This is a genomic window from Lentzea sp. HUAS12 (genome assembly GCF_024125735.1).
Classification (GTDB): domain Bacteria; phylum Actinomycetota; class Actinomycetes; order Mycobacteriales; family Pseudonocardiaceae; genus Lentzea; species Lentzea albida.
Genome location: NZ_CP099738.1, coordinates 7,346,010 through 7,372,905, shown reverse-complemented (window position 1 = coordinate 7,372,905; position 26,896 = coordinate 7,346,010). Strand labels below are relative to the sequence as shown.

The following is a 26,896-nucleotide window of genomic DNA, read 5'->3' as shown; positions in this document are numbered from 1 at the left end:
TGTCACGCCTACCGCGTCGCGAGGAACCCCATCGGCACGGTACGGTAGTTACCAGGAATCAGTTGTCGAGACGAGTGGGGCCGCCGTTCCCCCGGCCGCCCCCGTCCCTGTGCGAGGGGGTCGAGCCATGGGGCGCGGCCGAGCTAAGGCCAAGCAGACGAAGGTCGCCAGGGAGCTCAAATACAGCTCTCATGAGACCGACTTCGCTGCGTTGCAGCGCGAGCTGTCGACTGATGAAAGGTCGGCGAACGGGAGTGGTGGTGGCGACGAGCCACACGACGACCCGTACGACGACTACGACGATTACCGTCGCTGAATTCAGCCTTCGGAGTTCAAGGGTTGGGCAACCGGTAACCCCGGCGCCCAGCCCTTGAACTCTGAGGGCTCTTTCAGAACGCCCTGGCGTACTGCTTCGGCGCCCTGACCTCCACACCCAACTGCTGTGCCGCGTGCAGCGGCCAGTACGGGTCGCGGAGCAGTTCGCGCGCGAGCAGGACCAGGTCGGCGGAACCGTCCGTCAAGATCTGTTCGGCCTGCTTCGCCTCGGTGATCAGGCCGACCGCACCCGTGGGCACGTCTGCCTTGCGTCGCACCGCCTCGGCGAGCGGCACCTGGTAGCCGGGCCCGATCGGGATGTCCGCCTGCGCGGTGTTGCCACCGCTGGACACGTCGATCAGGTCAGCACCCGCTGCCTTGAGCGCCTGTGCCAGCACGACGCTGTCGTCGGCGGTCCAGCCGCCCTCCACCCAGTCGGTGCCGCTGATCCTCACGATCACGGGCACGTCCGGGCCGACCGCTGCCCTCACGGCCGCGGTGACCTCGACGGGGACGGCGATGCGTTCCTCGGTGCTGCCCTCGTTCGTCAGCGGCGAGTAGTACTCGTGCAGCAGGTAACCGTGCGCGGCGTGGATCTCGAGGACCTCGAAGCCGGCTTCGAGCGCGCGCAGGGCACCGTCCACGAACGCCTTCACGATCGCAGTGTGGTGGGTGAGCTTTTCCGGCTGGTTACCGCCGGGGAACGGCTCCGTCGTGGGCGCCACCGGCACCCAGTCGCCGATCGCCTTGCGGCCGGCGTGCGCGAGCTGGATCGCGGGCACCGAGCCGTGCTCCTTGATGAACTTCGTGATCGGCTTCCAGGCTTCGACCTGCTCGTCGTTCCAGATGCCGACGTCCTGCGGCGAGATCCGGCCGCGCGCCTCGACGGCCGTGGCCTCGGCCATGACGAGCCCGGCGCCACCGACCGCCCGGGAACCCAGGTGGACGAGATGCCAGTCGGTGGGGACGCCGTCTTCCTTTTCGACCGAGTACTGGCACATGGGGCTGACCGCGATGCGGTTGGGCAGCGTGACCGAGCGCAGGGTCAGCGGGGAGAACAACAGGCTCACGAGAGCTCCCTCGAACGTTCGTAGACCTAACTAAGTGTTCAAGGGAGCGGCTCGGCGGGTTGTTCCCCACCGACGGGTCGTCTCAGTCACTGAACAACGACGCGGAGACACGGGCCGGCGTGAAGTCGGGCGGCCAGAGCGTCCCGCGGTTGACGCGCGCCCCGGTCAGGACGGCCTTGTCCAGGTTGACGGCACGCATGTCGGCGCCGCGCAGGTCCGCGTCCGTGAGGTCGGCGGCGCGCAGGTCCGCGCCTTCGAGGTGGGCGACCCGCAGCGAGGCCTCGCGCAGGGAGGCCCCGCGCAGGTCCGCCTGCGTCAGGTCGGTGGCGTCGAGGACGCACCGGTCGAGGCACGTGCCGAACAACCGCGCCCCGGCGAGGTTCGACCGGCGGGCCACCGCTCCCGCCAGTTCCCGCTTGCCCAGGTCGGCACCCCGCAGGTCGACGTGGGACAGGTCGACCGCCGCGCCGGGCCGGCCGAGCAGGATCGCCAGGGCCTTCTCCACGTCCGGGCTCGCCCCGGCCTGCCCCGGCGGCTGGTCGGTCGGCCACGGGGACCGCTCGCGCAGGAAGTCCCCGATGGTGTCGTCGACGAGCACGCGGCTCCTGGCCGCCTCCTTCGCGATCTGTTCCAGCGCGTGCAGGCCGTCGATCCGCACCTCGGCCTGGTCGCTGCCGAGGTTCTCGACGGCCTGGCGGTAGCGGGTGACCAGCTGGCCGTCCCTGACCTGCAACCAGGCCAGCGCACCTCCGGCGACGACCAGCAGCCCTCCGAAGACCATCGATCGCGGAGAAGCCAGCAGGGCGACACCGAGCACGACCAGGGCGACCGCCCCGAGCCGGACCATCCGCTTGCTCACGGAGGGTCATCATCCGCGAAAGCCCTCTCACAGCGGTATCCGCTGTTGGAGTTCAGCTCAGCTGGTCACAAGGACCTGCGAATGTCTGGTTTCGACCCAATCGAGGTGATCCCAACCGATGTACGGTCTCCGCCGTGAAGATCGTGGTGCGGGTGAAGCTGCTGCCGGACGTCGTGCAGTTGGCCGCTTTGGCCGCGACTCTGCACGGCTGCAACGAGTCCGCGGGCTGGGTGTCGCGGACCGCGTTCGACCACGGGGTCTTCCGTGAATACGCGTTGCGCAAGCACACCTATGCGGAGTTGAAGGCCCGCGGCCTGGGCGCGCAGGCCGCCCAGCACGTGATCAAGAAGGTCGCGGACGCCTATGCCGCGCTGCACGCGGCCATCCGAGCCGGAAACCTCGGCAAGCCCGGCTCGAAGCGCCGGGTCAAAGCCGGGTCGAAGCCGATCGCGTTCCGGCTGGATGCGGCGCAGCCCTTCGACGACCGGTGTCTGTCGTGGAACCACGACGCGGGCACCGTGTCGATCTGGACCACGGCGGGCCGGATGAAGAACGTGCGGTTCGCGGGTTCTCCTCACCAGCTCAAGACATTGCGTGAGCACCGCAAGGGCGAAAGTGACCTGCTGCACCGCGACGGCACATGGTTCCTGCTGGCGACCTGCGAGGTGCCAGAGGAGCCGCAGTTCGAACCGGTCGACTGGCTCGGCGTGGACCGCGGCATCGTGAATCTCGCGACCACCAGCGACGCGGACGACCACCAGGGCCGCGGGGTGAACCGCTACCGGCGCCGGCACGCCCGCGTCCGCTCCGAGTTGCAGGCCAGGAGAACGAAGTCGGCGACCCGGCGGCTGAAGAAAAGAGCGCGTCGCGAGCAGCGGCACTCGACACACGTCAACCACAAGATCGCCAAGCAGTTGGTGGCTGTTGCCGAACGCACCGGTCGCGGGATCGCGCTCGAGGACTTGAGCGGTATCCGCGACCGGGTCACGGTTGCCCGGCACCAGCGAGCCACCCACAGCTCATGGCCGTTCCACCAGCTCGAAGCACACATCCGCTACAAAGCACGCCGCGCCGGAGTGCCCGTGCTCGTCGTGGACGCGCACTACACCTCGCAGACGTGTCCGCGCTGCAAGGACACGTCTCGTTCCAACCGTCCCACCAGGGACACCTTCTGCTGTCGCCGGTGCGGTCTCGCTGGACCCGCCGACGTCGTCGCCGCCGTGAACGTCCGGAACCGGGCACGGTCGGCGTGGGTGCACGTCAACGCACCCGAACCCGCCGCCGCACAAGCGGCGGGTTGATGCGGCCCGCACGTCACACCCAGTGGCGCACGGAGAACGCGACCTGGCTTGAGGTCCGAGCATCACGCTCGATCCTCAGGGCCGAGAAGTTGACCTCATGTAGCGGACCTGCCTGGCCTTGCCCTCCAGCACCTCCGCACGGGCCGACGCGATCTCGTCCCGGTGCGACACCTCCGGCACGCCGACCTCCCACCAGGCCCCGGCTTCCGTCCACGACGACGGGTGCGTGCGGATCACGACCACGGCCGGGCGCTTCTCCGCGACAGCCGCTTCGCGCGCCTTGCGGTAAGCGCCTTCCAGGTCACCGAGGGAGTCGACGGTGAACACCGCGCAGCCCATGGCGGCGGCGTGCCCCGCGAAGTCGGTGCGCGGGGGTTCCCGGTGCGAGGAGGTGCAGTCGGCGTAGAGGTTGTTGTAGCCCGCGCCGCCCTGACCGGTCTGGAGGCGGTGGATCACGGCGTAGCCGTCGTTGTCGCAGACCACCGCCACGAAGCCGTGGCCCGCGAAGGCCGCGGAGAACAGTTCGGAGTTCAGCATCAGGTAGCTGCCGTCGCCGAGGAGCGTGGTGACGACGCCCTGGGTGTGGGCGATCGCGGCTCCCCAGGCGCCCGCCAGTTCGTAGCCCATGCAGGAGAAGCCGTACTCGACGTCCATCGTGGACTCGCCGGTCGCGCGCCAGCCGCCGATCAGTTCGCCGGGGAGGCCGCCGGACGCCGTCATGACGTAGTCGGTGGGCTCGCTGACGTCGTTCACGACGCCGACGACCTGCGCATAGGTCGGGAGGCCTTCGCCCGGGGTGCGGAGCTTCGTGATGTGGACGTCCCACTTCTCGCGTTCGGTCCGGGCGCGCGCGGCCCAGTCCGCGGGCGCCCGCCAGGACGCCAGCAGGTCGGTGAGCTCGCGCAGGCCCTCGTCGGCGTCGGCCACCAACGCGGTCGAGCCGTGCTTCACGGCGTCGAAGCGGGCCGCGTTCAGGGAGAGCAGGTGCGCGTCCGGGGAGAAGACGGTCCAGGACGCGGTGGTGAAGTCCTGCAGGCGCGTTCCGACGGCGATGACCAGGTCGGCCTCGCCCGCGAGGACGTTGGCCGAGGTCGAGCCGGTGATGCCGAGCGGACCGGCGTGCAGCGGGTGCTCGTGCGGGACCAGCGTGCGGCCCGCCGTGGTCTCGACGACCGGGATGCCGTGCTGCTCGGCGAACCGCAGGGCGCGGCCGGCCGCGCCGGAGTAGCGGACGCCACCGCCCAGCACCAGCAACGGCCGGGAGGCGCTCCGGATGGCGGCGGCCGCCGCGGAGAGCGCGTTGAGGTCGGGGCGCAGGCGCAGCGGTCGGTGCAGGACCGGGGCGAACAGGGCGTCGGGGAAGTCGTAGGACTCCGCCTGGACGTCCTGCGGCAGTGCGAGGGTCACCGGGCCGCAGTCGGCCGGGTCGGTGAGGACGCGTGCGACCTGCGGCAACGTCGACAGCAGCTGCTCGGGCCTGGTGATGCGGTCGAAGTAGCGGCTGACCGCGCGGAACGCGTCGTTGACCGTCGCGGTCGGGTCGTGGAAGTGCTCGACCTGCTGCAGGACCGGGTCCGGGGCGCGGCCGGTGAAGGTGTCGCCGGGCAGCAGCAGGAGGGGCAGGCGGTTGGCGTGGGCGACGCCTGCCGCGGTGACCATGTTGAGGGCGCCGGGGCCGATCGACGACGTGGCGACGCCGACCTGGCGGCGGTGCGTGACCTTGCCGATGCCGACGGCCGCGAGCGCCATGCCCTGCTCGTTGTGGCCGCGCCACACCGGGAGGCGGTCGCGGACCTCCTCCAGGGCGTTGCCGATGCCCAGGACGTTGCCGTGCCCGAAGATCGCGAACACGCCGGGGAACAGCGGTGCCGTGGTGCCGTCCTGCAGTTCGGTCTGCTGGGCGAGCATCCAGCGGACCAGCGCCTGCGCGGTCGTGAGCTTCACTTGACGCGCCCCTCTGCTGTCGTGACCGGGCAACGCGGGTCCAGTTCCTGCGTCGCCCAGCTGTCGCGGACCCAGGTGTGGGCCGGGTCGTCGCAGAACGCCATCGAGCGCTCGGGGCCCGGACCAGCGAGAACGTTCAGGTAGTACATGGGGTAGCCCGGCGCCGCGACGCACGGGCCGTGGTAGCCGCGCGGGATCAGGAAGACGTCGCCGTCCCGCACGGTCACGTCCTCGTCGATCGTGCCGTCGTCGGTGTACGTGCGGTGGAAGCCGAAACCGGTGCGGGACGGGGTGACTCCGTCGCGGTCGGCGACGCGGAAGTAGTAGATCTCCTCGTTGTTCACCTCGCACGGCTCGGACTCGTCGTGCTTGTGCGGCGGGTACGAGGACCAGTTGCCGTCCGGCGTGATCAGCTCGCACGCGTTGAGCTTGTCCGCGTGGTCCCACACCCCCGGCACGCCGAAGTTCGTGACCTGGCGGGTCGCGTTGCCGGAGCCGCGCACCTCGACGGGCACGGCGTCGGCCGGGCCGTACTTCGGCGTGAGGCGGTTCTCGCAGCGCGCCATGGGAAGCGCGATCTCGCAGCCGTCCACAGAGGACAGCCGAACCGAGGCGTCGCGCGGGACGTAGGCGAAGTCGGTGACGCGGGTGAAGACCGACTCGCGGCCCTGCAGTTCGAAGCGCTCGTCGTCGGCCTCGACCACCAGCGATCCGGCCAGCGGCAGCACGAACGCCTCGAACTCGCCGGTCTCGACCGTGCGCGTGCCGCCGGCCTCGATCCGCAGCACGCGCAGGCCCGTGTAGGCCCAGCCCGCGTCCTCCGGGGTCAGCGCGATGACGTCGCCAGAGGTCGAGAGCGTCCCGTGTGGACGGTGCAGACTCATTCCGTGACTCCCTTCGCGGCGCGCAGGATCTCGGCGGCGGCGGCGACGGCGGACGCCACGTCACCGTCCGGCGGGTAGAGCAGCGCCCGGCCGACGACGAGTCCGCGCACGGTCGGATGTTGCAGCGAGCGGCCCCACGACTTGAGGTCGTCCTCAGGCCGTTCGGAGGGCACACCGCCGAGCACCAGCGCGGGCAACGCGGTGGTGTCCAGCACGACCTCCGGCTCCTCCGGCGCGGGCAGCTTCAGCCACGTGTAGGCGGAGGTCGAGCCGAGACCGGCGGCGACGGCCGACGCGCGGGAGAGCGCCGCGGCGTCCTTCTGCAGCACCAGCTTGTCGTTGTGGTCGCGCTTGTACGGCAGCGGTTCGACCATCGCCATCAGGCCGTGCTCCGCGAGCTCGGTGACGGCCCGCGCGCAGCCTTCCAGCGTCGGGATCGTGCCGGGGTCCGAGTCGACCAGGCGCAGCAGCATCTTGCCGCCGTCCAGGCCGAACGTCGCGATGGACGACGCGTCGTACGCGGTGAACCTGTCGTCGATCTCCCAGTCCGCGCCGGCGAGGCCGCCGCGGTTCATCGAGCCGATGACCACGCGTTCGTTCAGGCCGTCGAGCAGCAGCAGGTCCTCGATCACGTCCGGCGTGCCGAGCACGCCGTCGACCTCGGGGTTCGCCAGCGCCGTCAGCAGGCGGGCCAGCAACGACCGGCGGTCGGCCATCGCCAGCGGGTCGCCGCCGACGCCGAGCGCGCCGCGCGCCGGGTGGTCCGCCGCGACCAGGAACAGCGTGGACTTGCCGTTCAGCAACGAGTTCCGCCGCTTGCGGGACTGGTAGGCCCGTCTGATCGAGCCGGGGTCCTCCGCCCGCCGCCACAACAGTTCCCGCCACTGGCCATCGGTGATCAAAGCAGTTCCTCGATCTCTTCCTGATCCGGCATCGCGTCCGCGCAGGCCAGCCGGGACGCGACGATCGCGCCGGCCGCGTTGGCGTACCGCGCGATCTTCACCGGGTCCCAGCCGGACAGCAGGCCGTGCACCAGGGAGCCGCCGAACGCGTCCCCGGCGCCGAGCCCGCACACGACCTCGACGGGGTTCGGCTCGACGGTCCACCGGCCGGCCGGCGTGGCCACGAGCACGCCCTCGGCGCCCTTCTTGACCAGGGCCAGCGAGATCCCGTGCGCCAGCAGCCGGTCGGCTGCCTCGTCGGGATCGGCCGTGCCGACGGCGATCTCGCACTCGGTGCGGTTGCCGACGGCGACCGTGACGTGGTCGAGCATCCAGCCGATCTCGGCCCGCGCGGTCTTCACGTCCGGCCAGAACATCGGCCGGTAGTCCAGGTCCAGCACGGTGTGCCCGTTGCGCGCGCGGTTCGCGAGCATCATCCGTTGCGACGTCCTGGCCGGCTCCGCGGAGACGCCCGTGCCGGTGACCCACAACAGCGGGACCTCGCGCGTGAGCGACCACGGCACGTCGTCCTCGCCGATCGTCAGGTCGGGCGCGATCGGCAGGCGGTAGAACAGCAACGGCGGGTCGGCGGGCGGGTCGAGCTCGCAGAACACCACCGGGGTCAGCAGGTCCGGCGAGGTGCCGACGTACTCCGACGAGACGCCGAAGCCCTCCAGCGCCTCGCGGACGTACGTGCCGAAGCCGTCCGGGCCGACCTTGGTCAGCACCCCGGCACGGCGGCCGAGGCGGGCGGCGGCGACCGCGACGTTGGTCGCGGTGCCGCCGAGCGACTTGGCGAAGGTGCTGACCCGGGCCAGCGGCACCCCGGACTGCTCCGGGTACAGGTCGACGCCGACCCGGCCGACGGTCAGCACTTCCAGCGAACTCACGCCTCGACACCTCGCAGCTCGTGCTCCAGCGCCTCGAGTTCGGCGCCACCGGCCATCTGCTTGGTGAGTTCGTTGATGTCGATCTCGGACTTCTCGTAGCTGCCCAGCGCGCGGCCCCGCTTGAGCAGCAGGAACCGGTTGCCGACCGGGTAGGCGTGGTGCGGGTTGTGGGTGATCAGCACGACGCCGAGCCCGCGATCACGCGCCTGCGCCACGTACTTCAGCACCACACCGGCCTGCTTGACGCCGAGCGCCGCGGTCGGTTCGTCGAGGATCAGCACCTTGGCGCCGAAGTGCACGGCGCGGGCGATGGCGACGCACTGCCGTTCACCACCGGACAGCGTGCCGACGGGCTGCTCGACGTCGCGGAGGTCGATGCCCATGTCGGACAACGCCTTCTTGGTGACCGCCTTGCCCTTCTTGCTGTCCAGGAAGCCGAACTTCGTCGTCGGCTCGGAGCCCAGGAAGAAGTTGCGCCACACCGACATCAGCGGCACGACCGCCAGGTCCTGGTACACGGTCGCGATGCCGCGGTCCAGTGCCTCGCGGGGCGACGAGAAGCGGATCTCCTCGCCCTCGACCTTGAACGAGCCCCGGTCGTGCTGGTGCACACCGGCCAGGATCTTGATCAGGGTCGACTTGCCGGCGCCGTTGTCGCCGAGCACGCAGGTGACCTCACCGGCGTTGACCACGGTGGACACGTCGCTCAGCGCGATGACGCTGCCGTAGGTCTTGCCGATGTCCTCGGTCTCGATCAGTGACGTCATCGCCTGACCCTTTCCGCCCGGCGGCGCAGCATGTTGTTGACCAGCACGGCGGCCAGCAGCATCACGCCGAGGAACAGCTGGAACCAGTCGCTGTTCCAGCCGGCGTACACGATGCCCTGCCGCGCCATGCCGAAGATCAGCGCGCCGATCGCGGCACCTACCGCGGAGCCGAAGCCACCGGTGAGCAGGCACCCTCCGATCACCGCCGCGATGATGTACTGGAACTCGAGGCCGATGCCCTGGTTCGCCTGCACGCTCGCGTACCGCAGGATGTTGATCGAGCCGACGAGCCACGCGGCGAACGCCGTCGTCATGAACAGCAGGATCTTCGACCGCACGACCGGCACACCGACCGCGCGCGAGCTCTGCGCGGCGCCGCCGATCGCGAAGATCCAGTTGCCGAACCTGGTGCGCAGCAACACGGTCGAGGCGACGACCGTGAACAGGACCCACCAGATGATCGACACGTAGAAGCTCGTGCCGCCGATCTGGAACGTCGAGGCGAACAGGAACCCGGCCGACTCGTACCCGGCCGCCTCCCGCATGCCCGACACCTGCACGCTGCCCGTGACCAGGCGCGTGATGCCGAGGTTGAGGCCCTGCAACGCGAGGAAGCTGCCCAGCGTCACGATGAAGCTCGGCAGGCCCGTGCGCATCACGAGCCAGCCGTTCAGCGCGCCCACCGCCAGCGCGAAGGCGAGCGAGACCAGCAACGCGAGCCAGACGTTCAGCCCGAGCTGGGTGGCGAGGAGAGCCGTGACGAGCGCGGTGGACGCGGTCATGACGCCGGCGGACAGGTCGAACTCGCCGCCGATCATCAGCAGTGCCACCGCGACCGCCATGATCCCGAGCATGGAGGCGTCGTCCAGCCAGGTGGCCGCCCCGCCCATGCTCAGGAACTGCTCGGTGACCACGGAGAAGAACAGGAACACCAGCAGTGCGCCGAGCATCGCGCCGATCTCAGGGCGTTTGATCAGCTGATCCATCACCCTGGGCTTGCCCAGTCGTTCGTCGGCAGCCGGTGGAGCTGTGGCCGTCACGGTCATCTCCCCGCCTCCTCCTTACCTCTTGCCGTTCTTGGCGTACTCCGCGACCTTGTCCACGTTGGACTTGTCGACGAAGCCGGGACCGGTGAGGACGGGCTTGCCACCACCGAGCGTGTTGGCGTTGTCCTTGAAGAGCTTCAGCATCACGACCGGCAGGTAGCCCTGCTGGTACTGCTGCTGGTCGACGGCGAAGAGCACCTCGCCGGCCTTGATCGAGTTGACCACGTCCGCGTTGAGGTCGAACGTGGCGACCTGCGCCTTGGAGCTCGCGCCCTTGATGGCGGACGCCGCGTTCACGGCGACCTGCGGGTTGAGGGCCAGCACGCCGTCGACCGCGGTGTCGGACTGCAGCTTGGCCTTGATGCGGGCCTCGACGTCGGTCGGGTTGGAGATGTCGACCTGCAGGTTCTCTACCGCGCCGCCGAAGCCGGTGCGGGCACCGTCGCAGCGCTGGTTGAGGCCCGAGTTGCCGGCCTCGTGGATCACGCAGAGCAGCTTGGTCTTGCCGGCGGCCTTGAGCTTCTTGCCGGCTTCCTCACCGGCGATCGTCTCCTCCTGGCCGACGTGCGCCATGGCACCGAACTCCGCGCTTTTCGCGCTGCCGGAGTTGATCGTGATGACCGGGATGCCGGCCTTCACCGCGTTCTCGATGGAGGTCTTGAGCGCGTCCGGGTTCGCCATCGACACCACGATGCCGCCGACCTTCTGCGACACGGCGTTGTCGATCAGCTTGGCCTGGGCGCCGGGGTCGCCGTCGGAGTTGTAGGTGACGCCGACGCCGAGCTGCTTGCCCGCGTCCTCGGCGCCGACCTTCACGACGCTCCAGAACGCGTCGCCCGCGGTGCCGTGCGTGATCACGGACACCTTGAGGTCACCCGAGGCCTGCGAGCTGTTGTTGCTGCCGGTGTCCTGCGTGTTCGTACCAGTGGGACCGCTACAGGCGGCGAGTAGAGCAACACCCGCGAGCGCCACGCCCGCGCGGATGACCAGACGAGACTTCATCGTCTCCAGTCCCTTCAGAGGATCTTGCTGAGGTGCGCAAGGCTGCGCGCGGTGTCCTGAAGTGGCTTGTCCACCGGACTTCCGTGCTTGAGCTGGGTGTCCTGCTCCAACACGAACCAACCGGTGTAGCCCGCCTCTTGAACAGACTGCACCAGCGCTTCCACGTCCACGTCACCGTCCCCGAGCGGCACGTAGATGCCCTGTTCCACGGCATCGGTGTAACTGAGCTCGCCGCTGCGCACCTTCGCCGCGATCTCGTCACGCACGTCCTTGAGGTGCACGTGACCGATCCGGTCCGGGTAGCGGCGCGCCAGCTCGACCGGGTCCGTGCCACCGATGAGGAGGTGGCCGGTGTCCAGGCAGAGCTGGAGATCGGAGTCCGCGAGGAACCGGTCGACCTCCGCCTCCCGCTCGACGTGGGTGCCCACGTGCGGGTGCAGCACGGTCTTGAGGCCGTGCTTCGCGGCGATCTCGCGGATCTTCGCGCAGGTGTCGACGAGCGTCTTCCACTCGTCGTCGCTGAGCTTCGGGGTCTCGTCGTAGCCGTCCAGGCCGGTCGCCGCGGCCAGCACCAGCACCTCGGCGCCACCTGCCTCGAGGATGGCGGCGACGCGGTCGGCTTCGTCCAGTGTGGACTGGACGTCGGTGTGCAGCGTGACCGCCAGGAAGCCGCCGACGAGGCCGAGTTCGTGGCTTTTCAGCAGGGTCTTGAGCTGCTCGGGGTCGGCCGGGAGGTAGTCGGGCGGGCCGAGTTCGGTGGCGGTGAGGCCGAGTGAGTGCATCTGGCTCAGGACCGTCTCGGACGGGAGCACGTCACCCCAGCCCGGAACCTCGCAGACACCCCAGGAGATCGGTGCTCCAGCGATCTTCGCCATGCCTCAGTTCCCCTCTGTGTTCAACTGCGCCGCCTCCGGCGTCGCGGAGGAACCGCCTTCAAGTCGGCCGTCCGGCCGACTCGCTTCCGCCGAATTGGGCTCCGCCGAATTCGACGGAAGCGGGTGACCGGACGACCGACGCGGTTCCTCGATCCTCACCGGTGCGCCGCTGCGACGCGACTGTTCACAAGCTTCTGCCAGGCGGAGGCTGATCAAACTCTCCCGCGCCGGGGACGGATTCGCGACCTCGCCCTTGATGACCTGCGTGAACAGGTTCATCTCGTTGACGTACGCGCGGTGGAAGCGCTCCGGGAAGCCGGGGTAGGCGTCGTCTCCCGCCACGTGACCGCCGGGTTCCAGCGAGTTGAGCGGGGTGCGCGGGTCGACGCCGGCGACGAGCGAGTCCTTGCTGCCCATGACCTCGATGCGGTGGTCGTAGCCGACCGGGTCGTGCCGTCCGCCGGCCAGCGTGGCGTGCGCGCCGCCCTCGAACTTCAGCATCACGACGGCGTTGTCCACGTCGTCCGCGTCGGCGAACGCCTGGTGCACCAGCACGGACCCGCTCGCGTAGACCTCGACGACCCGCTGGCCGACCAGCCACGGCACGCAGTCGAGGTCGTGGATCAGCAGGTCGCGGAAGATGCCGCCGGACGCCGGCAGGTAGGAGAAGTCCGGCGGGTTCGCGTCGTTGCCGATGGCCCTGACCAGGTAGATGTCCCCGACCTCGCCCGCCCTGATGCGGCGGTTCAGCTCGTAGATCGCCGGGTCGAACCGGCGCTGGAAGCCCACCAGCACCTCGACGCCGGACTTCTCGACGTCCTCGACCAGCGCCGTCATCTCGGCGACGTCGCTCGCGATCGGCTTCTCGCACAGCGTCGGGACGCCCTTGGCGATCGCCGCGCGCAGCATCTCGGGATGGGTGTTCGTCGGGGTCGCCAGCAGGACGCCGTCGACGTTGCCGAGCAACGTGTCGAGGTCGTCGACCGCCTTCGTTCCGGCGAGGTCCGCTGACGCCTGCGCTGCGCGACCGGGCACCGGGTCGAAGAGGAGCACCTCGTCGACCCGATCCAGTGCGGCGAGGTTGGTCGCGTGCATGGTGCCGATCCTGCCGACACCCGCTACTCCGATCCGCATCGCAGGTTTCCCCTGTTCATCGGTTTGATCTGTTAGAGCGCTCTATTGGTTGGAGCGCTCTAATGCTGTAGCTTGCGTCACACGGGTGTCAAGGGTGCGTTTCCTGCCCGTGACGTGAGGGGAGGTGTTGCCGGTGGTCAGGCCGACGATGGAAGACGTCGCTCTGCGCGCGGGCGTGTCGCGCGCCCTGGTGTCACTGGTGATGCGCGGTTCACCGAAGGTGAGCGAGCTGCGACGCAGTGCTGTCCTGAAGGCCGCGGAGGAACTGGGCTACTCGCCGCACGCCATGGCGCGCTCACTGGCGTCGCGCACGTCCACCGTGCTCGGCGTGATGGTGTCCGACCTGCACAACGCGTTCTTCGCGGAGGTCGTGGACGGCATCGACGAGGTGGCGCGCGAGCAGGGGTTCGACGTCATCATCAACACCGGCGGCCGCTCTCCCGCCCGCGAGCGCCGTGCTTTGGATTCGTTGCTGTCCTTCCGGCCCGCCGGGCTGATCCTGTTGTCGCCCGTCGTGCCGGCGACGGCTATTTCCAAGGCTGCGGAGCAACTCCCCGTCGTGCTGGTGGCCCGGTCGTCTCGTGTGTCCACTGTGGATACCGTCAACGACGACGGCGAGGTCGGGGCGCGGCTGGCCGTGGACCACCTGGTTTCGTTGGGGCATCAGCGGATTGCTCACTTGGACGGCGGTGAGGGCACGCAGGCCGGACCGCGTCGGCGCGGGTATGTCGCGGCCATGGAGTCGCATGGGCTTGTGCCTCAGGTCGTGTCTTCCGAGTACACCGATGCTGCTGGGGCTCGGGCGATCCGGTCGTTGATTTCGGATCGTGTTCTGCCCACGGCGATCTTGTCTTGCAACGACTTCAACGCCGTGGGGGCGATTTCCGCGTTGGAGGACGCCGGGTTGCGCGTGCCGGGCGATGTTTCCGTTGTGGGGTACGACAACACTTCGTTGGCCGCGTTGCGGCACGTTTCTCTCACCACGATCGACCAGCCCCGTGCCGAGTTCGGCCGGTTGGCCGCCGGAGCGCTTCTGCAGCGCGTCCGGGAAGAGCGCACGGAGCCCGTGCGCCATCTCCTCACACCCTCACTCGTTGTTCGCAACACGACCGCACCGCCAGCGACTTCGCGTCGGACGGCCGACTTCGAGGCGAAGTCGGCGGAGCGGCGAAGCCGCGACCAAGAACACGGAGGCTTGCGTTGAGCACCATCCCCCACTGGATCGACGGCGCCCGCACCAGCGGCGTGTCGTCCCGGACCTCGGACGTCTTCAACCCCGCCACCGGCGAGGTCGCCGCCCAGGTCGTGCTGGCCGAGCAGGCCGACGTCGACCTCGCCGTCTCCTCGTCGCTGAAGGCGGCGCAGTCCTGGTCGGAGTCGTCGCTGGCGACGCGCTCGCGGATCCTCTTCGAGTACCGCCACCTGCTGCACACGCACCGCGACGAGCTCGCCGCGATCATCACGTCCGAGCACGGCAAGGTGTTGTCGGACGCGGCCGGTGAGGTGCAGCGCGGGCTGGAGGTCGTCGAGTTCGCGTGCGGGATCCCGCAGCTGCTGAAGGGCGAGCACTCCGAGCAGGTCTCGCGCGGGGTCGACGCGTACTCGTTGCGGCAGCCGCTGGGTGTGGTCGCGGGCATCACGCCGTTCAACTTCCCCGTGATGGTGCCGATGTGGATGTTCCCCATCGCCATCGCGACCGGGAACACCTTCGTCCTCAAGCCTTCCGAGCGCGACCCGTCGGCCTCGGTGCGGCTGGCCGAGCTGTTCCAGGAGGCCGGCCTGCCCGACGGCGTGTTGAACGTCCTGCAAGGCGATGCCTTCGCGGTCAACGCGCTGCTCGACCACCCGGACGTGGCCGCGGCGTCGTTCGTCGGCTCGACTCCGATCGCACGGCACGTCTACGCGCGCGGCACGGCGGCCGGCAAGCGCGTGCAGGCGTTGGGCGGCGCCAAGAACCACATGGTCGTGCTGCCCGACGCCGACCTCGACGTGGCAGCCGACGCTGCCGTTTCCGCTGGTTACGGGTCTGCTGGCGAGCGCTGCATGGCCATTTCGGTGGTCGTGGCCGTGGGCTCGGCGGGTGACTCGTTGGTCGAGAAGATCGCCGACCGGACTCGTGAACTGCACCCGTCTGTGCTGCCAGGGACTGATCCCTCTGCGCAGATGGGGCCGTTGGTCACCGGGGTGCACCGGGATCGGGTTCGGTCCTATGTGGATGCGGGTGAGGCGGCCGGTGCCTCGTTGGTCGTCGACGGACGTGGGCACGCGCCCGCGGGTGCCGAGGGCGGGTTCTGGCTGGCGCCCACGTTGTTCGACCACGTGACGCCGGACATGACGATCTACACCGACGAGATCTTCGGGCCGGTGCTGGCGGTCGTGCGCGCGGAGACCTTCGAGGACGCGCTCGAGTTGGTGAACGCCAACCCGTACGGGAACGGCACTGCGATCTACACCGGTGACGGGCTGGCTGCGCGGGAGTTCCAGCGGCGGGTTCAGGTCGGGATGGTCGGGATCAACGTTCCGATCCCCGTGCCGATGGCCTACTACTCGTTCGGCGGGTGGAAGGACTCGCTGTTCGGGGACACGCACGTGCACGGGGCTGAGGGCGTGAAGTTCTACACGCGGGCGAAGGCCGTGACGGCTCGGTGGCCGCAGCAGCACGGCGTGAACCTGGGATTCCCGACGCACGGCTGATCCGTTCGGAGCAACGGCCGCTCTGTCCGCCTCGGGTGAACAGAGCGGCCGTTTTCATCTGGTACGAACCAATTCGAACGCGGACGACTCGCTGATCTGGTCAGATGAACTAAGCGAACGATTGTCCTGCTGAATTCGAGTTCAGTTTCGCTGATCTTGGAATATCCGGACGCGGCGGATCGATTCGACAAAGGCGCTGGACGCGGAGGTAGGATCCGCGTTCACACAGCCGAACATCGCTTCCTTTCTCGCGAACGCCGCACCGTTCGTTACACCGGAGAAAGGAAGAGCCCTCAGCAGGAGGACCGAACACGATGTCGCCCAGTGAGGACGACAGTCCTTTCGCGACGGCATGCCGCGCCCGCAACCACGCCGAGTTCATCTGCGCACTGAACCAGCTGCGCCTGTCGAGAGGGCTTTCGTTCCAGGACGTCTCGGTCAACGCGGGTGAGCACGCGTTGGCGAAGAGCAGCGCACACGCGATGTGCAGATACCGCCTCCCGAAGCAGGAAGAGCCGCTCAGAGCCTTCCTCACCGGCTGCGGAGAGCCTGCCGGGGCGCTCGACGGCTGGGTGGAGCAGTGGCGGCGCGTGACGGCCTCCCGCGCCAACAGGAGGCCGCACCCCGCTGCTCAGCTGGTCCCAAGCTCGGCCAGGGGTTTCTCACCACCGGAATGACGCTCCGGGGCGTGCGCGAGCCTAGCGGCCCACCACCACACCGACCAGACGGTTGGACGGCATTGGACGTCGTCAATACGAACAATTGCCGACGACGTGGTCAGCAGCGCCGCGGAAGATGACAGAAACTGGTCATTTGGACTCCGTTGGACGAGTTCGGACGCCGTTGCACGAGCCGCGAAAAACCTGGACGGTGATTCGGTTGGCAATCACCCGTGTGAGTGACATCCTCGTAGTCGAGCCGTTATGTCGCCGAGTTCCGCGGCAACGCCAATTGCCCGCGTGGACGCATTCCGCGCATTCGGCTCGGAGCTGTTCCCACACCAGCTGGTCCCCTTCGGCGCACGGTGACGCGCCGAGCCCTTTCCAGGAGTTTCGATGACCACTTCGCCCTACAACGGGGCGCTGCACCCGCGCAGGCGCTGTGCCACCTCCGGCACCAGCACGGTCCTGCTGGCCGCGGCCGCCTTCGTCTTCACCGCGTGGATGCTCGCGCACGACCACTCGCCGGTCGTGTCCGTGTCGACGACGGCCGCCGTGCTCGCGGTGACGATCACGCTGAGCCGCAGCCGGCCGTTCACCGCGAGGTTCGGGCCGCTCCCACCGGCGGGCCCGGTGGTGGTCTGGGAGGACGACCAGCGATGACGTGTCCGGACGGCGAGTCGATCGAGCGCCTGAACCGGCTCTGGGCACAGCTGCTGCACGGCATGTCGAGACAGGGCAGGCGTTCGGACGCGATCGCGGCCTACTACGAGGTCAGCGCGGTTCTCGAGAGCGAGCTCGGCATCGAACCGCGACCGGCGCGCCCGTTGCTCGCGACGTCGACCGCCGAACTGCGGGCGGCGACCGAGACCGAGTTCGTCGAGCTGTTGCGGACGATCCGGACCCGGTCGGGCCTGAGCCTGCCGGAGATCCACCGCCGCGCGGGCAGCGTGTTGCCCCGCAGCCAGGTCTACTCGTTGCTCAAGCGCGGCAAGCTGCCGACGAAGCCCGAGCAGGTGCGGGCGTTCGTGAGCACGTGCGGCCTGTCCGAGCCGCAGGTGGCCCGCGTGATGGAGCTGTGGGCGACGTTGCGCGAGCAGACCGAACTCGCCGTGCGCGGGCCGGAGGACGACAAACCGTTCGCGATCCTGATCGTGCGCAGCGCATGAGAAAGCCCCCGCCGGTGCTTTCAAGGGGTCGTTGCAACACAGATGGCTAACTGGCTTCGGTCAGGAGCTTAACGAGACGCTCGGCTGGGTTGTCCCAGCCGAGCGTTTTGCGTGGGCGGCCGTTGAGTCGTGCGGCGATCATGTTGAGGTGTTCGGCGCTGTGGACCGAGAGGTCGGTGCCTTTGGGGAAGTACTGGCGCAGCAGGCCGTTGGTGTTCTCGTTGCTGCCGCGTTGCCAGGGTGAGTGCGGGTCGCAGAAGTAGACCGGCAGGCCCGCGGCGGTGCTGAACTGGTGGTGCAGAGCCATTTCCGTGCCCTGGTCCCAGGTCAGGGAGCGTTTCAGCTCGGCGGGCAGGGTGGCGATGGTGGCGGCCAGGGCGTCACGGACGGTCTCGGCGGTCCGGTCGCCGGGCAGGTGCACGAGCATCACGTAGCGAGTCGCGCGTTCAACCAGGGTACCGATCTGGGATTTCTGGTCCTTGCCGATGATCAGATCGCCTTCCCAGTGTCCAGGGACGGCCCGGTCCTCGGCTTCGGCGGGACGGTCACTGATCATCACCATCGGCGCGATGAACCGGGAAGCACGCTGATCGGACCTGGTCTGGGGCTTGCGATAGGTGCGGCCGGTGCGCAACGCCCGTGTCAGCTCGCGCCGCAACTCACCGCGGCCTTGGACGTAGAGGGCTTGATAGATGGTCTCGTGCGACACCCGCATCTCCGGCCGGTCGGGAAACTCCCGCCGCAGGCTACGGCTGATCTGCTCCGGGCTCCATTCCAGCCCCAGCCACCCCTGAACGACCTCGCGCAACTCCGGGCAAGCGGCCAGTTTCCCGCCCTTCGGACGAGCCCGTCGCGCATCCGCACGAGACTGCGCGGCATGCGGCCGATAATCGCCACTGACCTGGTGAGAGTTGCGTTTGAGTTCCCGGCTGATCGTCGAGGGCGGCCGGCCCAGCTCGACCGCGATCGCCCGCACCGTCACCCTGGCCCGCCGCAGATCCGCGATCACGATCCGCTCGTCCTCGGTCAGGAAACGAGACGAGGTCCCGTCCACCCGCACCGTCTTGCGCGCTGGTGGACGAGACCTCTTCACACGGCCTTCCGGCCGTCCTCGACGCCACTCACGCCCGGTCCGCTCGTTGACCCCCACGACCCGGCACGCCTGAGTGTTGCTCATCCCCTGATCCATCAGGGAAAGGTAAAGCTCCCGCTCACGTACCAGCTTCTTCCGGCCCTGCGGCCCCCGATCGCTCCGGATCTCGAAGTCCACCGCAACCCCTCAACTCAGGTGTTGCAACGACCACTTGAACCCAAGGCCGGGAGAGCGGGGGCTTTCTCCACAACGCGATCAGGCGTCGACCTTCTCGCGTTCCGGCTCCGCCGCCGCGGGCGGCTTGGGCAGGAACCTCTTGATGAGCGGGAAGAACAGGATCACCAGGATGACCACGTAGACGATGACCGCCATCGGGCTGTTGACCAGCCCCGTCAACGAGCCGTCCGACAACTGGAGTGACCGGCGCATCTGCTGCTCCGCGGCCGGGCCGAGGATCACGCCGATGATCGCGGGCAGCACCGGCAGGCCGTAGCGGCGCATGCCGAAGCCCAGCAGGCCGATCACGAACATCAGCAGCAGGTCGAAGATGTCCGCGTTGACCGCGTAGGCGCCGACCGAGGCGAAGAACAGGATGCCCGCGTAGAGGTACGGCCTCGGGATCCGCAGCAGCTTCGCCCACAGCGGGGCCAGCGGGAGGTTGAGCACCAGCAGCAGGGTCAGGCCGATGAACAGCGACGCGATCAGCGCCCAGACCAGGCCGGACTCGCGCTGGAACAGCAACGGGCCGGGCTGGATGCCGTACTGCTGGAACGCCGCGAGCATGACGGCCGCGACCGCCGTCGTCGGCAGGCCGAGGGTCAGCATCGTGACGAGAGTGCCCGCGGCGGAAGCGGAGGCGGTCGACTCCGGGCCCGCGACGCCCTCGATGGCGCCCTTGCCGAACTCGTCCTTGTGCTTGGAGAGCCGCTTCTCCGTCACGTACGACAGGAAGGTCGGGATCTCCGCGCCGCCGGCCGGGATCGCGCCGAACGGGAAGCCGATCACCGGGCCGCGCAGCCACGGCTTCCAGGTGCGCTTCAGGTCCGCCTTCGAAAGCCACGGGCGGCCCACCGGGATCGGCTCGAACGGCTTGCGGCGCAGGTGGGCCGCTACCCACAGGGCCTCGCCGACCGCGAAGAGAGCGACGGCGACCACGACGATGTCGATGCCGTCGGCCAGGTGCAGCGAGCCGAACGTGAGGCGTTGCTGGCCGGTCATCTCGTCCAGGCCGACGAGGCCCAGGGTCAGGCCGATGAGCAACGACGCGACGCCGCGGATCCGGGAGGCACCGAGCACCGACGTGACGGCGATGAACGCCAGCACCATGACGGCGAACAGGTCCGGGGCACCGATGTCGACGGCGTGCTTCGCGACGAACGGGGCCAGCAGGACGATCAGGATCGTGCCGATGATGCCGCCGGTGAAGTGGCCGATGGCGGCGGCGGCAAGCGCTTGCGCCCCTCGGCCCTTGCGGGCCATGGGATTGCCTTCGAACGCCGCCACGACCGCGGCGCTCTCGCCCGGTGTGTTCAGCAGGATCGACGTGGTCGAGCCGCCGAACATGCCGCCGTAGTAGATGCCCGCGAACATGATGAACGCGCCGGTCGGCTCCATGCCGTAGGTGACGGGCAGCAGGAGGGCGACCGCCATGGCCGGGCCGATGCCCGGCAGGACACCGATCGCGGTGCCCAGCAGCACGCCGACGGCGGCGAGCAGAAGGTGTGTCGGCGTCAGCGCCGTGGCGAAGCCGTCGAGCAGTTGTTCCACCTAGAACACCTCCATCAACGGGCCACCGGGGAGCGGGACGCCGAGCAGGTTGTTGAACATGACGAACGTGAAGATCGACAATCCGGCCGCGATCAACGGGTCGCGCACCAGGTTGCGGCTGCCGAGGGCGTAGGCGGAGCCCCAGAAGAGGATCGCGCCGGAGATCGGGAAGCCGACCACGCCGATCAGCGCGGCGTTCGCGAGGAAGGCACCGCACAGCAGCAGGACCGTGCGCCAGTCGGCGGGCGCGGACAGGTCGACGTCCTCGCCGGCCTCCGCCTCGCCCTTGCCGCCGCGCAGCACGTCGCGGGCCAGCAGGGCGGCGACGACCAGCAGCAGCGAGCCGACGAGGATCGGCACCGCCTTCGGGCCGACGGGGCCGCGCTGGGCGAAGTCCGTCGGGATGCTCAGCGCGTCGGTCAGCACCAGCACGCCGAGCACGACCAGCAGGACGCAGATGCCCAGCTCGGAGTGTTCGCGGAACCAGCTCCTGCGCTGGTCCGGCTCGGTCACGGTCGTCATGCCAGCCCCAAGTCCTTCAGCACCGTTGCCACCCGCTTGTTCTCGTTCTCCAGGAAGGTCCCGAACTCGTCTCCCGGCGCGAAGGCGTCCGTCCACCCGTTGCGCTGCAGGGCTTCTTTCCACTGCGGCGTCTTCTGCAGGTTCTGGAACACCTCGACCAGCTTCGCCCTGTCGGTCGGCGAGATCCCCGGCGGCGCGACGATGCCGCGCCAGTTGGTGAACTCGACGTCCACACCGGACTGCCGCAGCGTCGGCGCGTCGACGCCCTCGATGCGGTCCTTGCTCGTCACCGCGAGCACCCGCAACGTGCCGGCCTGGATCTGGTCGCGGTACTCGCCGACGCCGGAGACGCCGAACGCGACCTTGCCGCCCAGAACGCTGGCCAGCAGCTCACCACCGCCGTCGAACGGGATGTAGTTGACCGTCTTCGGCTCCAGGCCCACGGCCTTCGCGATCAGCATCGGCGCGAGGTGGTCGGGGCCGCCGGGCGCCGAACCCCCGCCGACCGTCACGGTGCCGGGGTTCGCCTTCCACGCGTCGACCAGTTGTTGCATCGACGTGTACGGCGAGTCCTTCGCGACCACGACGATGTCCGGCTCCTCGATCAGCTTCGCGATCGGGGTGGTGTCGAGCAGCGAGTTCGGCGACTTGTTCGTGTACACCGCGCCGACGACTCCCAGGCCCATCGACATGATCAGCTTGCCGTTGCCGCGCTCACCGACCGTGCGGCCGAGCCCGACCGTGCCGCCGGCGCCGGGGAGGTTGAACACCTCGGCGTTGCGCAGCAGGTCAGCGTCCTCCATGGCCTTCGCCGCCGTGCGCGCGGTGATGTCGTAACCGCCGCCGGGCGCGTTCGGCACGAGCACCCGCAACGCCCTGACCTGGTTCGTCTCACCGCTGTCCGCACCGGGCGTCAGCAGCGGTGGGACGAGCAGGACGGCGAGCAACGCCGTCGCCACCGCCACCCACACCTTCACCGACACTGTGATCCCCGCCTCTCGTCCGCGTGGTTGGACATGTTGCTCTCGTGTAAACCTTGATGTCGCTCTTGCGCTCTCAAGGTTTCTTTCGGTCTTTCTGGTCACGGGAGGTCACATGCGTCGTCGCCGATCCCTGGCCAGCCAACTCCTCGCATGGCAACTCGTAGTCGTCACGCTGCTGCTCGGCGCGGTCGGCGCGCTGACAGTCGTCCAGACGGGCAGCAACTTTCGCTCCAACGAGGAACGGCGGATGCTGGCGGTCGCCGAGACGGTGGCCGCGAATTCGCTGGTCCAGGAGCGGATGGGCAACTGGCGCGAGCTGTCCGCACCCGCCGAGACGGCCCGCAGCCTGTCCGGCGCCTCCTACGTGCTGATCCTCAACGACAAGCAGCTCGTGATCGCCTCTCCGGACCCCGCGCAGATCGGGTCCACTCTGGACACCAGGGACACCGCGCTCGAGGGCCGGTCGTGGACGGGCACGATCGGCGACTCCATCGAGGCGCACGTGCCGGTGTTCGACCCGGTGAGCCGCCGCGTCAACGGCATGGTGATCGCGGGCGCGCAGGACCCCGGCATCTTCGCGGGCGCGCTGGAGCAGCCCGTCGACGTGCTGCGCTACCTGGCGATCGCGCTGATCATCGGCGTCACCGGGTCGTTGCTGCTGGCGCGCAGGGTGAAGAACCAGACGCTCGGGCTGGAACCGCACGAGATCACCGCGCTGGTCGAGAACCGCGAGGCGTTGCTGCACGGCATCCGCGAGGGCGTCGTCGGTCTCGACGGCCACAACCGGATCACGCTGGTCAACGACCACGCGAGCGACCTGCTGGCGTTGCCGGAGGACGCGGTCGGCCGTTCGGTCGAGGAGCTCGAGCTCAACGACCGGCTGCGCGACGTGCTGACCGGCCGCGCGACCGGCGTCGACCAGCTGGTGCTGCGCCAGGGCGTCGTGCTGACGCTGAACCGCATGCCGATCGACGGCGGTGAGGGCGCGGTCGTGACGATGCGGGACCGCACGGAACTCCTTGCGCTGCAACACGAGCTCGACGCCTCGCAGCACGCCACGGACACGCTGCGGGCGCAGGCGCACGAGTTCGCGAACCGGCTGCACACCATCGCCGGGCTGATCTCGTTGAAGGAGTACGACGAGGTCACCAACTACATTCACCAGATCAGCTCGGCGCAGGACCAGTGGCGGACCGAGGTCGGTTCGTCGATCGGCGACCCCGCCGTGGCCGCGCTGCTGATCGCCAAGGCGTCGCTCGCGGCCGAACGCGGCACGGCGCTGCGGCTGGGCCCGGACAGCGTGCTGGGCAGGGTCGACGAGGCGTTGTCGGCGGACCTGGTGATGGTGCTGGGGAACCTCGTCGACAACGCGTTGGACGCGCTGGGTTCGTTGAACGCGAACGGCGCGGGGAAGTGGATCGAGGTGGGTGTGGTGCAGCTGGACGACGAGGTCCAGGTCGTGGTGCGGGACTCGGGGCCGGGCGTGGCACCGGAGCTCGCGGAAGAGGTGTTCCGGCACGGGTTCACGACCAAGGCGGCCTCGCACGGCGAACGCGGCATCGGCCTCGCGTTGATCAGGCGGGCGTGCCTGCGCCGCGGCGGATCCGTGAGCGTGTCCGGGTCGGTCTTCACGGCAAGGCTGCCCTGGTGATCCGGGTGCTGGTCGTCGACGACGACTTCATGGTGGCGAAGGTCCACAGTGGATACGTGACGCGCACCGAGGGCTTCGAGGTGGTCGGCGTCGCGCACAACGGCGCGGACGCGCTGAAGGCGGTCTCGGCGCTGAAGCCCGACCTCGTGCTGCTCGACGTCTACCTGCCGGACGTCAACGGGCTCGACGTGCTGAAGTCGTTGCGCGCCAACGAGGACGTTGACGTCATCGTGATCACGGCGGCGACCGACGTCGACACCGTGCGCAGCGCGATGCGCGGTGGCGTGCTGCACTACCTGATCAAGCCGTTCGACTACTCGGCCCTGCGCGACCAGCTCGCGCACTTCGCGTCGCTGCGCGAGAGGTTCCACGGGCTCGACGCGGCCGGGCAGGCGGACGTGGACCAGGTGTTCGGTGCGCGGCCGACCTCGAAGCCGTTGCTGCCCAAGGGGTTGACGCCGGAGACCGCCCGGCTGGTCGAGAACGCGCTGCGGGCGCACCCGCAGGGGCTGTCGGCATCGGAGTGCGCGTCGTCGACCGGTGTGGCGCGGGTGAGCGCGCGCCGGTACCTGGAGCACTTCGTAGCGATGGGACGGGCCGAGGTGCGGTTGCGCTACGGCGGGACCGGACGGCCGGAACGGATCTACGCGATGGTGGTGTGAGGCTCAGTCCCAGGAGCCCGAACGGCCGCGCTTCGTCTCGGCGCGGCGCTTCTTGCCGGCGATGCGCCGCTCCTTCGACCCCTTCGTGGGCTTCGTCGCCCTGCGCACCGGAGGCGGCGGTGCGGCCGCGGCCCGCAGGACCGCGGCGAGGCGTTCGCGGGCGGCCGCGCGGTTCTGCAGCTGCGCGCGGTGCTCGGACGCGGCGATCGTGAGCACGCCGTCGACCAGCCGGCCTGCCAGCCGTTCGAGCATGCGGCTCTTCAGGTGCTCGGGGACCGACGGCGAGGCAGCCAGGTCGAACGAGAGCTCCACACGGCTGTCCGCCGTGTTCACCCCCTGCCCGCCCGGCCCACCTGACCTGGAGAAGCGTTCGCGCAACTCGGACGCCGGCAGCACCAGCGTCCTCGTCACGGTCACGTCGTCCATGCCTCCAGGTTAGAAGGCGAGGGCCGGTGATGTCGCGATCTTTATGACCGCCTCCCTGCCCAGGACCGGTTCCGGCCTGGTCACGGCGTCGGTCTCGGGATCGCGGTTGTCGCTCCTGACCTCGATCCGTGCGCCGTTGGGGCGCACCACCTCGGCGACCCAGCCGACGACGCCACCGGGCTCCTCCAGGAAGCTGGTCCGGACGTGGTACCCGGTCGCCGGGTCGACGTAGCAGTCCCGTGCCGACGCCGGTTGGGGGCACGTGAGGTTCTGAGGCGGGGTGACGCGGTCGATCGCGACCTTCAAGCCGCTCGTGCCCAGCGCGTCGGTCAGGCGCACCGCGGCGTACGGGGACCCGTTCGCCGAGCGGTAGGTCATCGCCCTGCCCTCCGCGAGGTCGTCCAGCACGACCCCCGCGGGGACGACGTTCGCGGCGCGCAGGACCTCGGCCAGTGCCACGTTGCGGTTGAGCGTCGAGGACGTCGCTGACCCGGAACTGTCGCGCGGTTGCGCCAGATAGGCGCTGGTGCCGAGCCCGGCGAGCAGCACGAACGCCAGTGCCGACGCGATCGCGGCACGCCTGCGCACGAGCTTGGTCCTGCCCTTGCGGATGACCTCGGAGCGGTAGATCCGCAGTTGCGGCTCGTCCTCCAGCAACGCGCGCAACGCGGCGAGCCCCTTGGCGGCCTGGCTCTTCACCGTGCCCTCCGTCCTGCCGAGGATGCGGGCGGTCTCGGTGATGCTCAGGTCCTCCCAGTAGCGCAGCACGACGACGGCGCGTTGCCCCGGAGGCAGGGCGTCGAGGGCCTCGCGCAGGTCGAGGTCGGAGGCGGAGTCCGTGACGGCGGACTCGGGCACGGCGTCGACGGTCCGTTCACGCTGGAAGAAGCCGCGTCGCGTCTCGTCGATCGCGGTCCGCACGAGCACCTTGCGGGCGTAGGCGTCGGCGCTCTCCTTGCGCACGCGCGACCACGCCACGTACATCTTGATCAACGCGGTCTGGACTATGTCCTCCGCGCGGTGCCAGTCGCCGCACAGCAGATAAGCCGTGCGACGCATGACCAGCGCACGTGCGTCGACGAACTCCCCGAACTCGCGGTCCCTGTCCAAGTGCCCCCTCCTCGGTCGCCGCTTAGTACGCGGCGACCGGGTCAGGAGGTTGCCTCAGAAACGCGGGTGATCGCCAACGAGTGCGGCGCCGCCCTCGTCGGACTTGGAGATCTCGCCGAGCACCCACGCCGGCACGTGGCGGGCGGTGAGCACGGCCAGCGCGCGGTCGACGTCCTCCGGCGCGACGACGGCGACCATGCCGACGCCCATGTTGAACGCCTTCTCCATCTCCTCGCGCTCCACGCGGCCGCGCTGGGCGATGAGCTGGAACACCGGCGCGGGCGTCCAGGTGCCGCGGTCGAGCTTCGCGTGCAGGCCCTCCGGCAGCACGCGGGCCAGGTTCGCGGCCAGGCCACCACCGGTGACGTGGGAGAACCCGCGGACCTCGGTCTCGGCGATCAGCGCCAGGCAGTCCTTGGCGTAGATCTTGGTCGGCTCCAGCATCTCCTCGCCGAGGGTGCGGCCGAACTCCTCGACATGGCCCTCGAGCGGCATGCGCGCGATCTCCAGCAGCACGTGCCTGGCGAGCGAGTAGCCGTTGGAGTGCAGGCCGGACGAGCCCATCGCGATCACGACGTCGCCGTCGCGGACGCGGTCCGGGCCGAGCAGCTTCGACTGCTCGACCACGCCGACGCCGGTGCCGGAGATGTCGTAGTCGTCGTCGCCCATCAGGCCGGGGTGCTCCGCGGTCTCGCCGCCGAGCAGCGCGCACCCGGCCTGGACGCAGCCCTCGGCGATGCCCTTGACCAGCGACGCGATCCGGTCCGGCACGACCTTGCCGACCGCGATGTAGTCCTGCACGAACAACGGCTCGGCGCCGCACACGACCAGGTCGTCCACGATCATGGCGACCAGGTCGATGCCGACGGTGTCGTGCTTGTCGAGCGCCTGCGCGATGGCGATCTTGGTGCCGACGCCGTCCGTGGACGAGGCGAGGACCGGCTCCTTCCAGCGGTCGAGCTTGAGCTGGAACAGGCCCGCGAAGCCACCGATGCCGCCCAGCACCTCGGGCCGGTGCGCCTTGGCCGCCCACGGCTTGAGCTTCTCCACCGCCTCGTCACCTGCGGCGATACTGACTCCGGCGGCGGCGTAGGTGGCCTTGGCGCTGTCGGTCACGTCAACTTCTTCCACT

Annotated in this window: 25 protein-coding genes and 1 pseudogene; 8 read left to right on the top strand and 18 right to left on the bottom strand. The window is 69.3% G+C overall.

Going from position 1 to position 26,896, the window contains the following annotated elements; genetic code table 11:
* Nucleotides 1-127: 127 nt before the first annotated feature.
* Nucleotides 128-316 (top strand): DUF3073 domain-containing protein, encoded by a 189-nt coding sequence (locus ND450_RS34195; protein WP_191297952.1) that lies wholly within the window; start codon nucleotides 128-130, stop codon nucleotides 314-316.
* A 73-nt stretch (nucleotides 317-389) separates the two neighbouring features.
* Here ND450_RS34195 and ND450_RS34190 read toward each other — a convergent pair whose 3' ends face one another.
* Both ND450_RS34190 and ND450_RS34185 read right to left on the bottom strand, forming a co-directional pair.
* Nucleotides 390-1,385, bottom strand: coding sequence for an NADH:flavin oxidoreductase/NADH oxidase (locus tag ND450_RS34190; RefSeq protein ID WP_089918779.1), 996 nt, complete (start codon nucleotides 1,383-1,385; stop codon nucleotides 390-392).
* 82 nt (nucleotides 1,386-1,467) lie between these two features.
* Nucleotides 1,468-2,244, bottom strand: a complete 777-nt coding sequence (locus ND450_RS34185; RefSeq protein ID WP_253322428.1) for a pentapeptide repeat-containing protein — start codon at nucleotides 2,242-2,244, stop codon at nucleotides 1,468-1,470.
* Between the two features lie 134 nt (nucleotides 2,245-2,378).
* Here ND450_RS34185 and ND450_RS34180 point away from each other — a divergent pair, with 134 nt between their 5' ends.
* The gene (locus tag ND450_RS34180) at nucleotides 2,379-3,545 is read left to right on the top strand and encodes a transposase (RefSeq protein ID WP_253322427.1); all 1,167 of its coding nucleotides are present in this window, start codon (nucleotides 2,379-2,381) and stop codon (nucleotides 3,543-3,545) included.
* Nucleotides 3,546-3,620: 75 nt separating this feature from the next.
* On the opposite strand, the gene iolD is transcribed toward ND450_RS34180, so the two are convergent.
* From iolD to ND450_RS34135, 9 genes are read right to left on the bottom strand one after another with little or no spacing between them, the layout of a single operon-like run.
* Nucleotides 3,621-5,489, bottom strand: a complete 1,869-nt coding sequence (gene iolD / locus ND450_RS34175; protein WP_253322426.1) for a 3D-(3,5/4)-trihydroxycyclohexane-1,2-dione acylhydrolase (decyclizing) — start codon at nucleotides 5,487-5,489, stop codon at nucleotides 3,621-3,623.
* Nucleotides 5,486-6,373 carry a 5-deoxy-glucuronate isomerase gene (gene iolB, locus ND450_RS34170; protein WP_253322425.1) on the bottom strand — a complete coding sequence of 296 codons (888 nt, stop codon included), beginning with the start codon at nucleotides 6,371-6,373 and terminating at the stop codon, nucleotides 5,486-5,488. Before iolB ends, iolD begins: the two co-directional genes overlap by 4 nt.
* Nucleotides 6,370-7,275 carry an aldolase gene (locus tag ND450_RS34165; RefSeq protein WP_253322424.1) on the bottom strand — a complete coding sequence of 302 codons (906 nt, stop codon included), beginning with the start codon at nucleotides 7,273-7,275 and terminating at the stop codon, nucleotides 6,370-6,372. Before ND450_RS34165 ends, iolB begins: the two co-directional genes overlap by 4 nt.
* Nucleotides 7,272-8,204 (bottom strand): 5-dehydro-2-deoxygluconokinase, encoded by a 933-nt coding sequence (iolC, locus tag ND450_RS34160; RefSeq protein WP_253322423.1) that lies wholly within the window; start codon nucleotides 8,202-8,204, stop codon nucleotides 7,272-7,274. The genes ND450_RS34165 and iolC overlap by 4 nt, the downstream gene beginning before the upstream one ends.
* Nucleotides 8,201-8,971, bottom strand: a complete 771-nt coding sequence (locus ND450_RS34155) for an ATP-binding cassette domain-containing protein (protein WP_253322422.1) — start codon at nucleotides 8,969-8,971, stop codon at nucleotides 8,201-8,203. The genes iolC and ND450_RS34155 overlap by 4 nt, the downstream gene beginning before the upstream one ends.
* Complete coding sequence (locus tag ND450_RS34150; protein ID WP_253322421.1) at nucleotides 8,968-10,017, bottom strand: ABC transporter permease; 1,050 nt, start codon at nucleotides 10,015-10,017, stop codon at nucleotides 8,968-8,970. Before ND450_RS34150 ends, ND450_RS34155 begins: the two co-directional genes overlap by 4 nt.
* A gap of 15 nt (nucleotides 10,018-10,032) precedes the next feature.
* Nucleotides 10,033-11,019: a sugar ABC transporter substrate-binding protein gene (locus ND450_RS34145; RefSeq protein ID WP_253322420.1), complete on the bottom strand. Its 987-nt coding sequence runs from the start codon at nucleotides 11,017-11,019 to the stop codon at nucleotides 10,033-10,035.
* A gap of 14 nt (nucleotides 11,020-11,033) precedes the next feature.
* Complete coding sequence (locus tag ND450_RS34140; protein WP_253322419.1) at nucleotides 11,034-11,894, bottom strand: TIM barrel protein; 861 nt, start codon at nucleotides 11,892-11,894, stop codon at nucleotides 11,034-11,036.
* Between the two features lie 3 nt (nucleotides 11,895-11,897).
* Complete coding sequence (locus ND450_RS34135) at nucleotides 11,898-13,028, bottom strand: Gfo/Idh/MocA family oxidoreductase (RefSeq protein ID WP_253322418.1); 1,131 nt, start codon at nucleotides 13,026-13,028, stop codon at nucleotides 11,898-11,900.
* A gap of 133 nt (nucleotides 13,029-13,161) precedes the next feature.
* Between ND450_RS34135 and ND450_RS34130 the strand changes: the two genes are divergently transcribed.
* The 4 genes from ND450_RS34130 to ND450_RS34115 all read left to right on the top strand — a co-directional run bounded on the left by ND450_RS34130 (nucleotide 13,162) and on the right by ND450_RS34115 (nucleotide 17,550).
* On the top strand, nucleotides 13,162-14,232 hold the full coding sequence (locus ND450_RS34130; RefSeq protein ID WP_253322417.1) for a LacI family DNA-binding transcriptional regulator: 1,071 nt from the start codon (nucleotides 13,162-13,164) through the stop codon (nucleotides 14,230-14,232).
* Nucleotides 14,229-15,722 (top strand): CoA-acylating methylmalonate-semialdehyde dehydrogenase, encoded by a 1,494-nt coding sequence (locus ND450_RS34125; RefSeq protein ID WP_253322416.1) that lies wholly within the window; start codon nucleotides 14,229-14,231, stop codon nucleotides 15,720-15,722. The genes ND450_RS34130 and ND450_RS34125 overlap by 4 nt, the downstream gene beginning before the upstream one ends.
* A 1,055-nt stretch (nucleotides 15,723-16,777) precedes the next feature.
* On the top strand, nucleotides 16,778-17,044 hold the full coding sequence (locus tag ND450_RS34120; RefSeq protein ID WP_253322415.1) for a hypothetical protein: 267 nt from the start codon (nucleotides 16,778-16,780) through the stop codon (nucleotides 17,042-17,044).
* On the top strand, nucleotides 17,041-17,550 hold the full coding sequence (locus tag ND450_RS34115; protein WP_253322414.1) for a BTAD domain-containing putative transcriptional regulator: 510 nt from the start codon (nucleotides 17,041-17,043) through the stop codon (nucleotides 17,548-17,550). The genes ND450_RS34120 and ND450_RS34115 overlap by 4 nt, the downstream gene beginning before the upstream one ends.
* A gap of 46 nt (nucleotides 17,551-17,596) precedes the next feature.
* On the opposite strand, the gene ND450_RS34110 is transcribed toward ND450_RS34115, so the two are convergent.
* The 4 genes from ND450_RS34110 to ND450_RS34095 form a co-directional block, all read right to left on the bottom strand.
* On the bottom strand, nucleotides 17,597-18,727 hold the full coding sequence (locus ND450_RS34110; RefSeq protein ID WP_253328013.1) for an IS30 family transposase: 1,131 nt from the start codon (nucleotides 18,725-18,727) through the stop codon (nucleotides 17,597-17,599).
* A 171-nt stretch (nucleotides 18,728-18,898) separates the two neighbouring features.
* Nucleotides 18,899-20,410 carry a tripartite tricarboxylate transporter permease gene (locus tag ND450_RS34105; RefSeq protein ID WP_253322413.1) on the bottom strand — a complete coding sequence of 504 codons (1,512 nt, stop codon included), beginning with the start codon at nucleotides 20,408-20,410 and terminating at the stop codon, nucleotides 18,899-18,901.
* On the bottom strand, nucleotides 20,411-20,932 hold the full coding sequence (locus ND450_RS34100) for a tripartite tricarboxylate transporter TctB family protein (RefSeq protein WP_089918749.1): 522 nt from the start codon (nucleotides 20,930-20,932) through the stop codon (nucleotides 20,411-20,413).
* The gene (locus ND450_RS34095) at nucleotides 20,929-21,897 is read right to left on the bottom strand and encodes a tripartite tricarboxylate transporter substrate binding protein (protein WP_253328077.1); all 969 of its coding nucleotides are present in this window, start codon (nucleotides 21,895-21,897) and stop codon (nucleotides 20,929-20,931) included. Before ND450_RS34095 ends, ND450_RS34100 begins: the two co-directional genes overlap by 4 nt.
* A 130-nt stretch (nucleotides 21,898-22,027) precedes the next feature.
* Between ND450_RS34095 and ND450_RS34090 the strand changes: the two genes are divergently transcribed.
* Both ND450_RS34090 and ND450_RS34085 read left to right on the top strand, forming a co-directional pair.
* A complete protein-coding gene (locus tag ND450_RS34090) occupies nucleotides 22,028-23,566 on the top strand; it encodes a sensor histidine kinase (protein ID WP_253322412.1) in 1,539 nt (512 codons plus the stop codon).
* A complete protein-coding gene (locus ND450_RS34085) occupies nucleotides 23,563-24,228 on the top strand; it encodes a response regulator (RefSeq protein WP_253322411.1) in 666 nt (221 codons plus the stop codon). Before ND450_RS34090 ends, ND450_RS34085 begins: the two co-directional genes overlap by 4 nt.
* 3 nt (nucleotides 24,229-24,231) lie before the next feature.
* Here the strand turns inward: ND450_RS34085 and arfB are convergent, their stop codons facing one another.
* The 3 genes and pseudogenes from arfB to purM form a co-directional block, all read right to left on the bottom strand.
* Entirely contained in the window at nucleotides 24,232-24,654 is a 423-nt protein-coding gene (arfB, locus tag ND450_RS34080; protein WP_253322410.1) for an alternative ribosome rescue aminoacyl-tRNA hydrolase ArfB, read from the bottom strand.
* A gap of 651 nt (nucleotides 24,655-25,305) precedes the next feature.
* A pseudogene (locus ND450_RS34075) lies at nucleotides 25,306-25,764 on the bottom strand (SigE family RNA polymerase sigma factor); the annotation flags it as partial.
* Between the two features lie 54 nt (nucleotides 25,765-25,818).
* The gene (gene purM / locus ND450_RS34070) at nucleotides 25,819-26,880 is read right to left on the bottom strand and encodes a phosphoribosylformylglycinamidine cyclo-ligase (protein ID WP_253322409.1); all 1,062 of its coding nucleotides are present in this window, start codon (nucleotides 26,878-26,880) and stop codon (nucleotides 25,819-25,821) included.
* Between the last annotated feature and the right edge of the window lie 16 nt (nucleotides 26,881-26,896).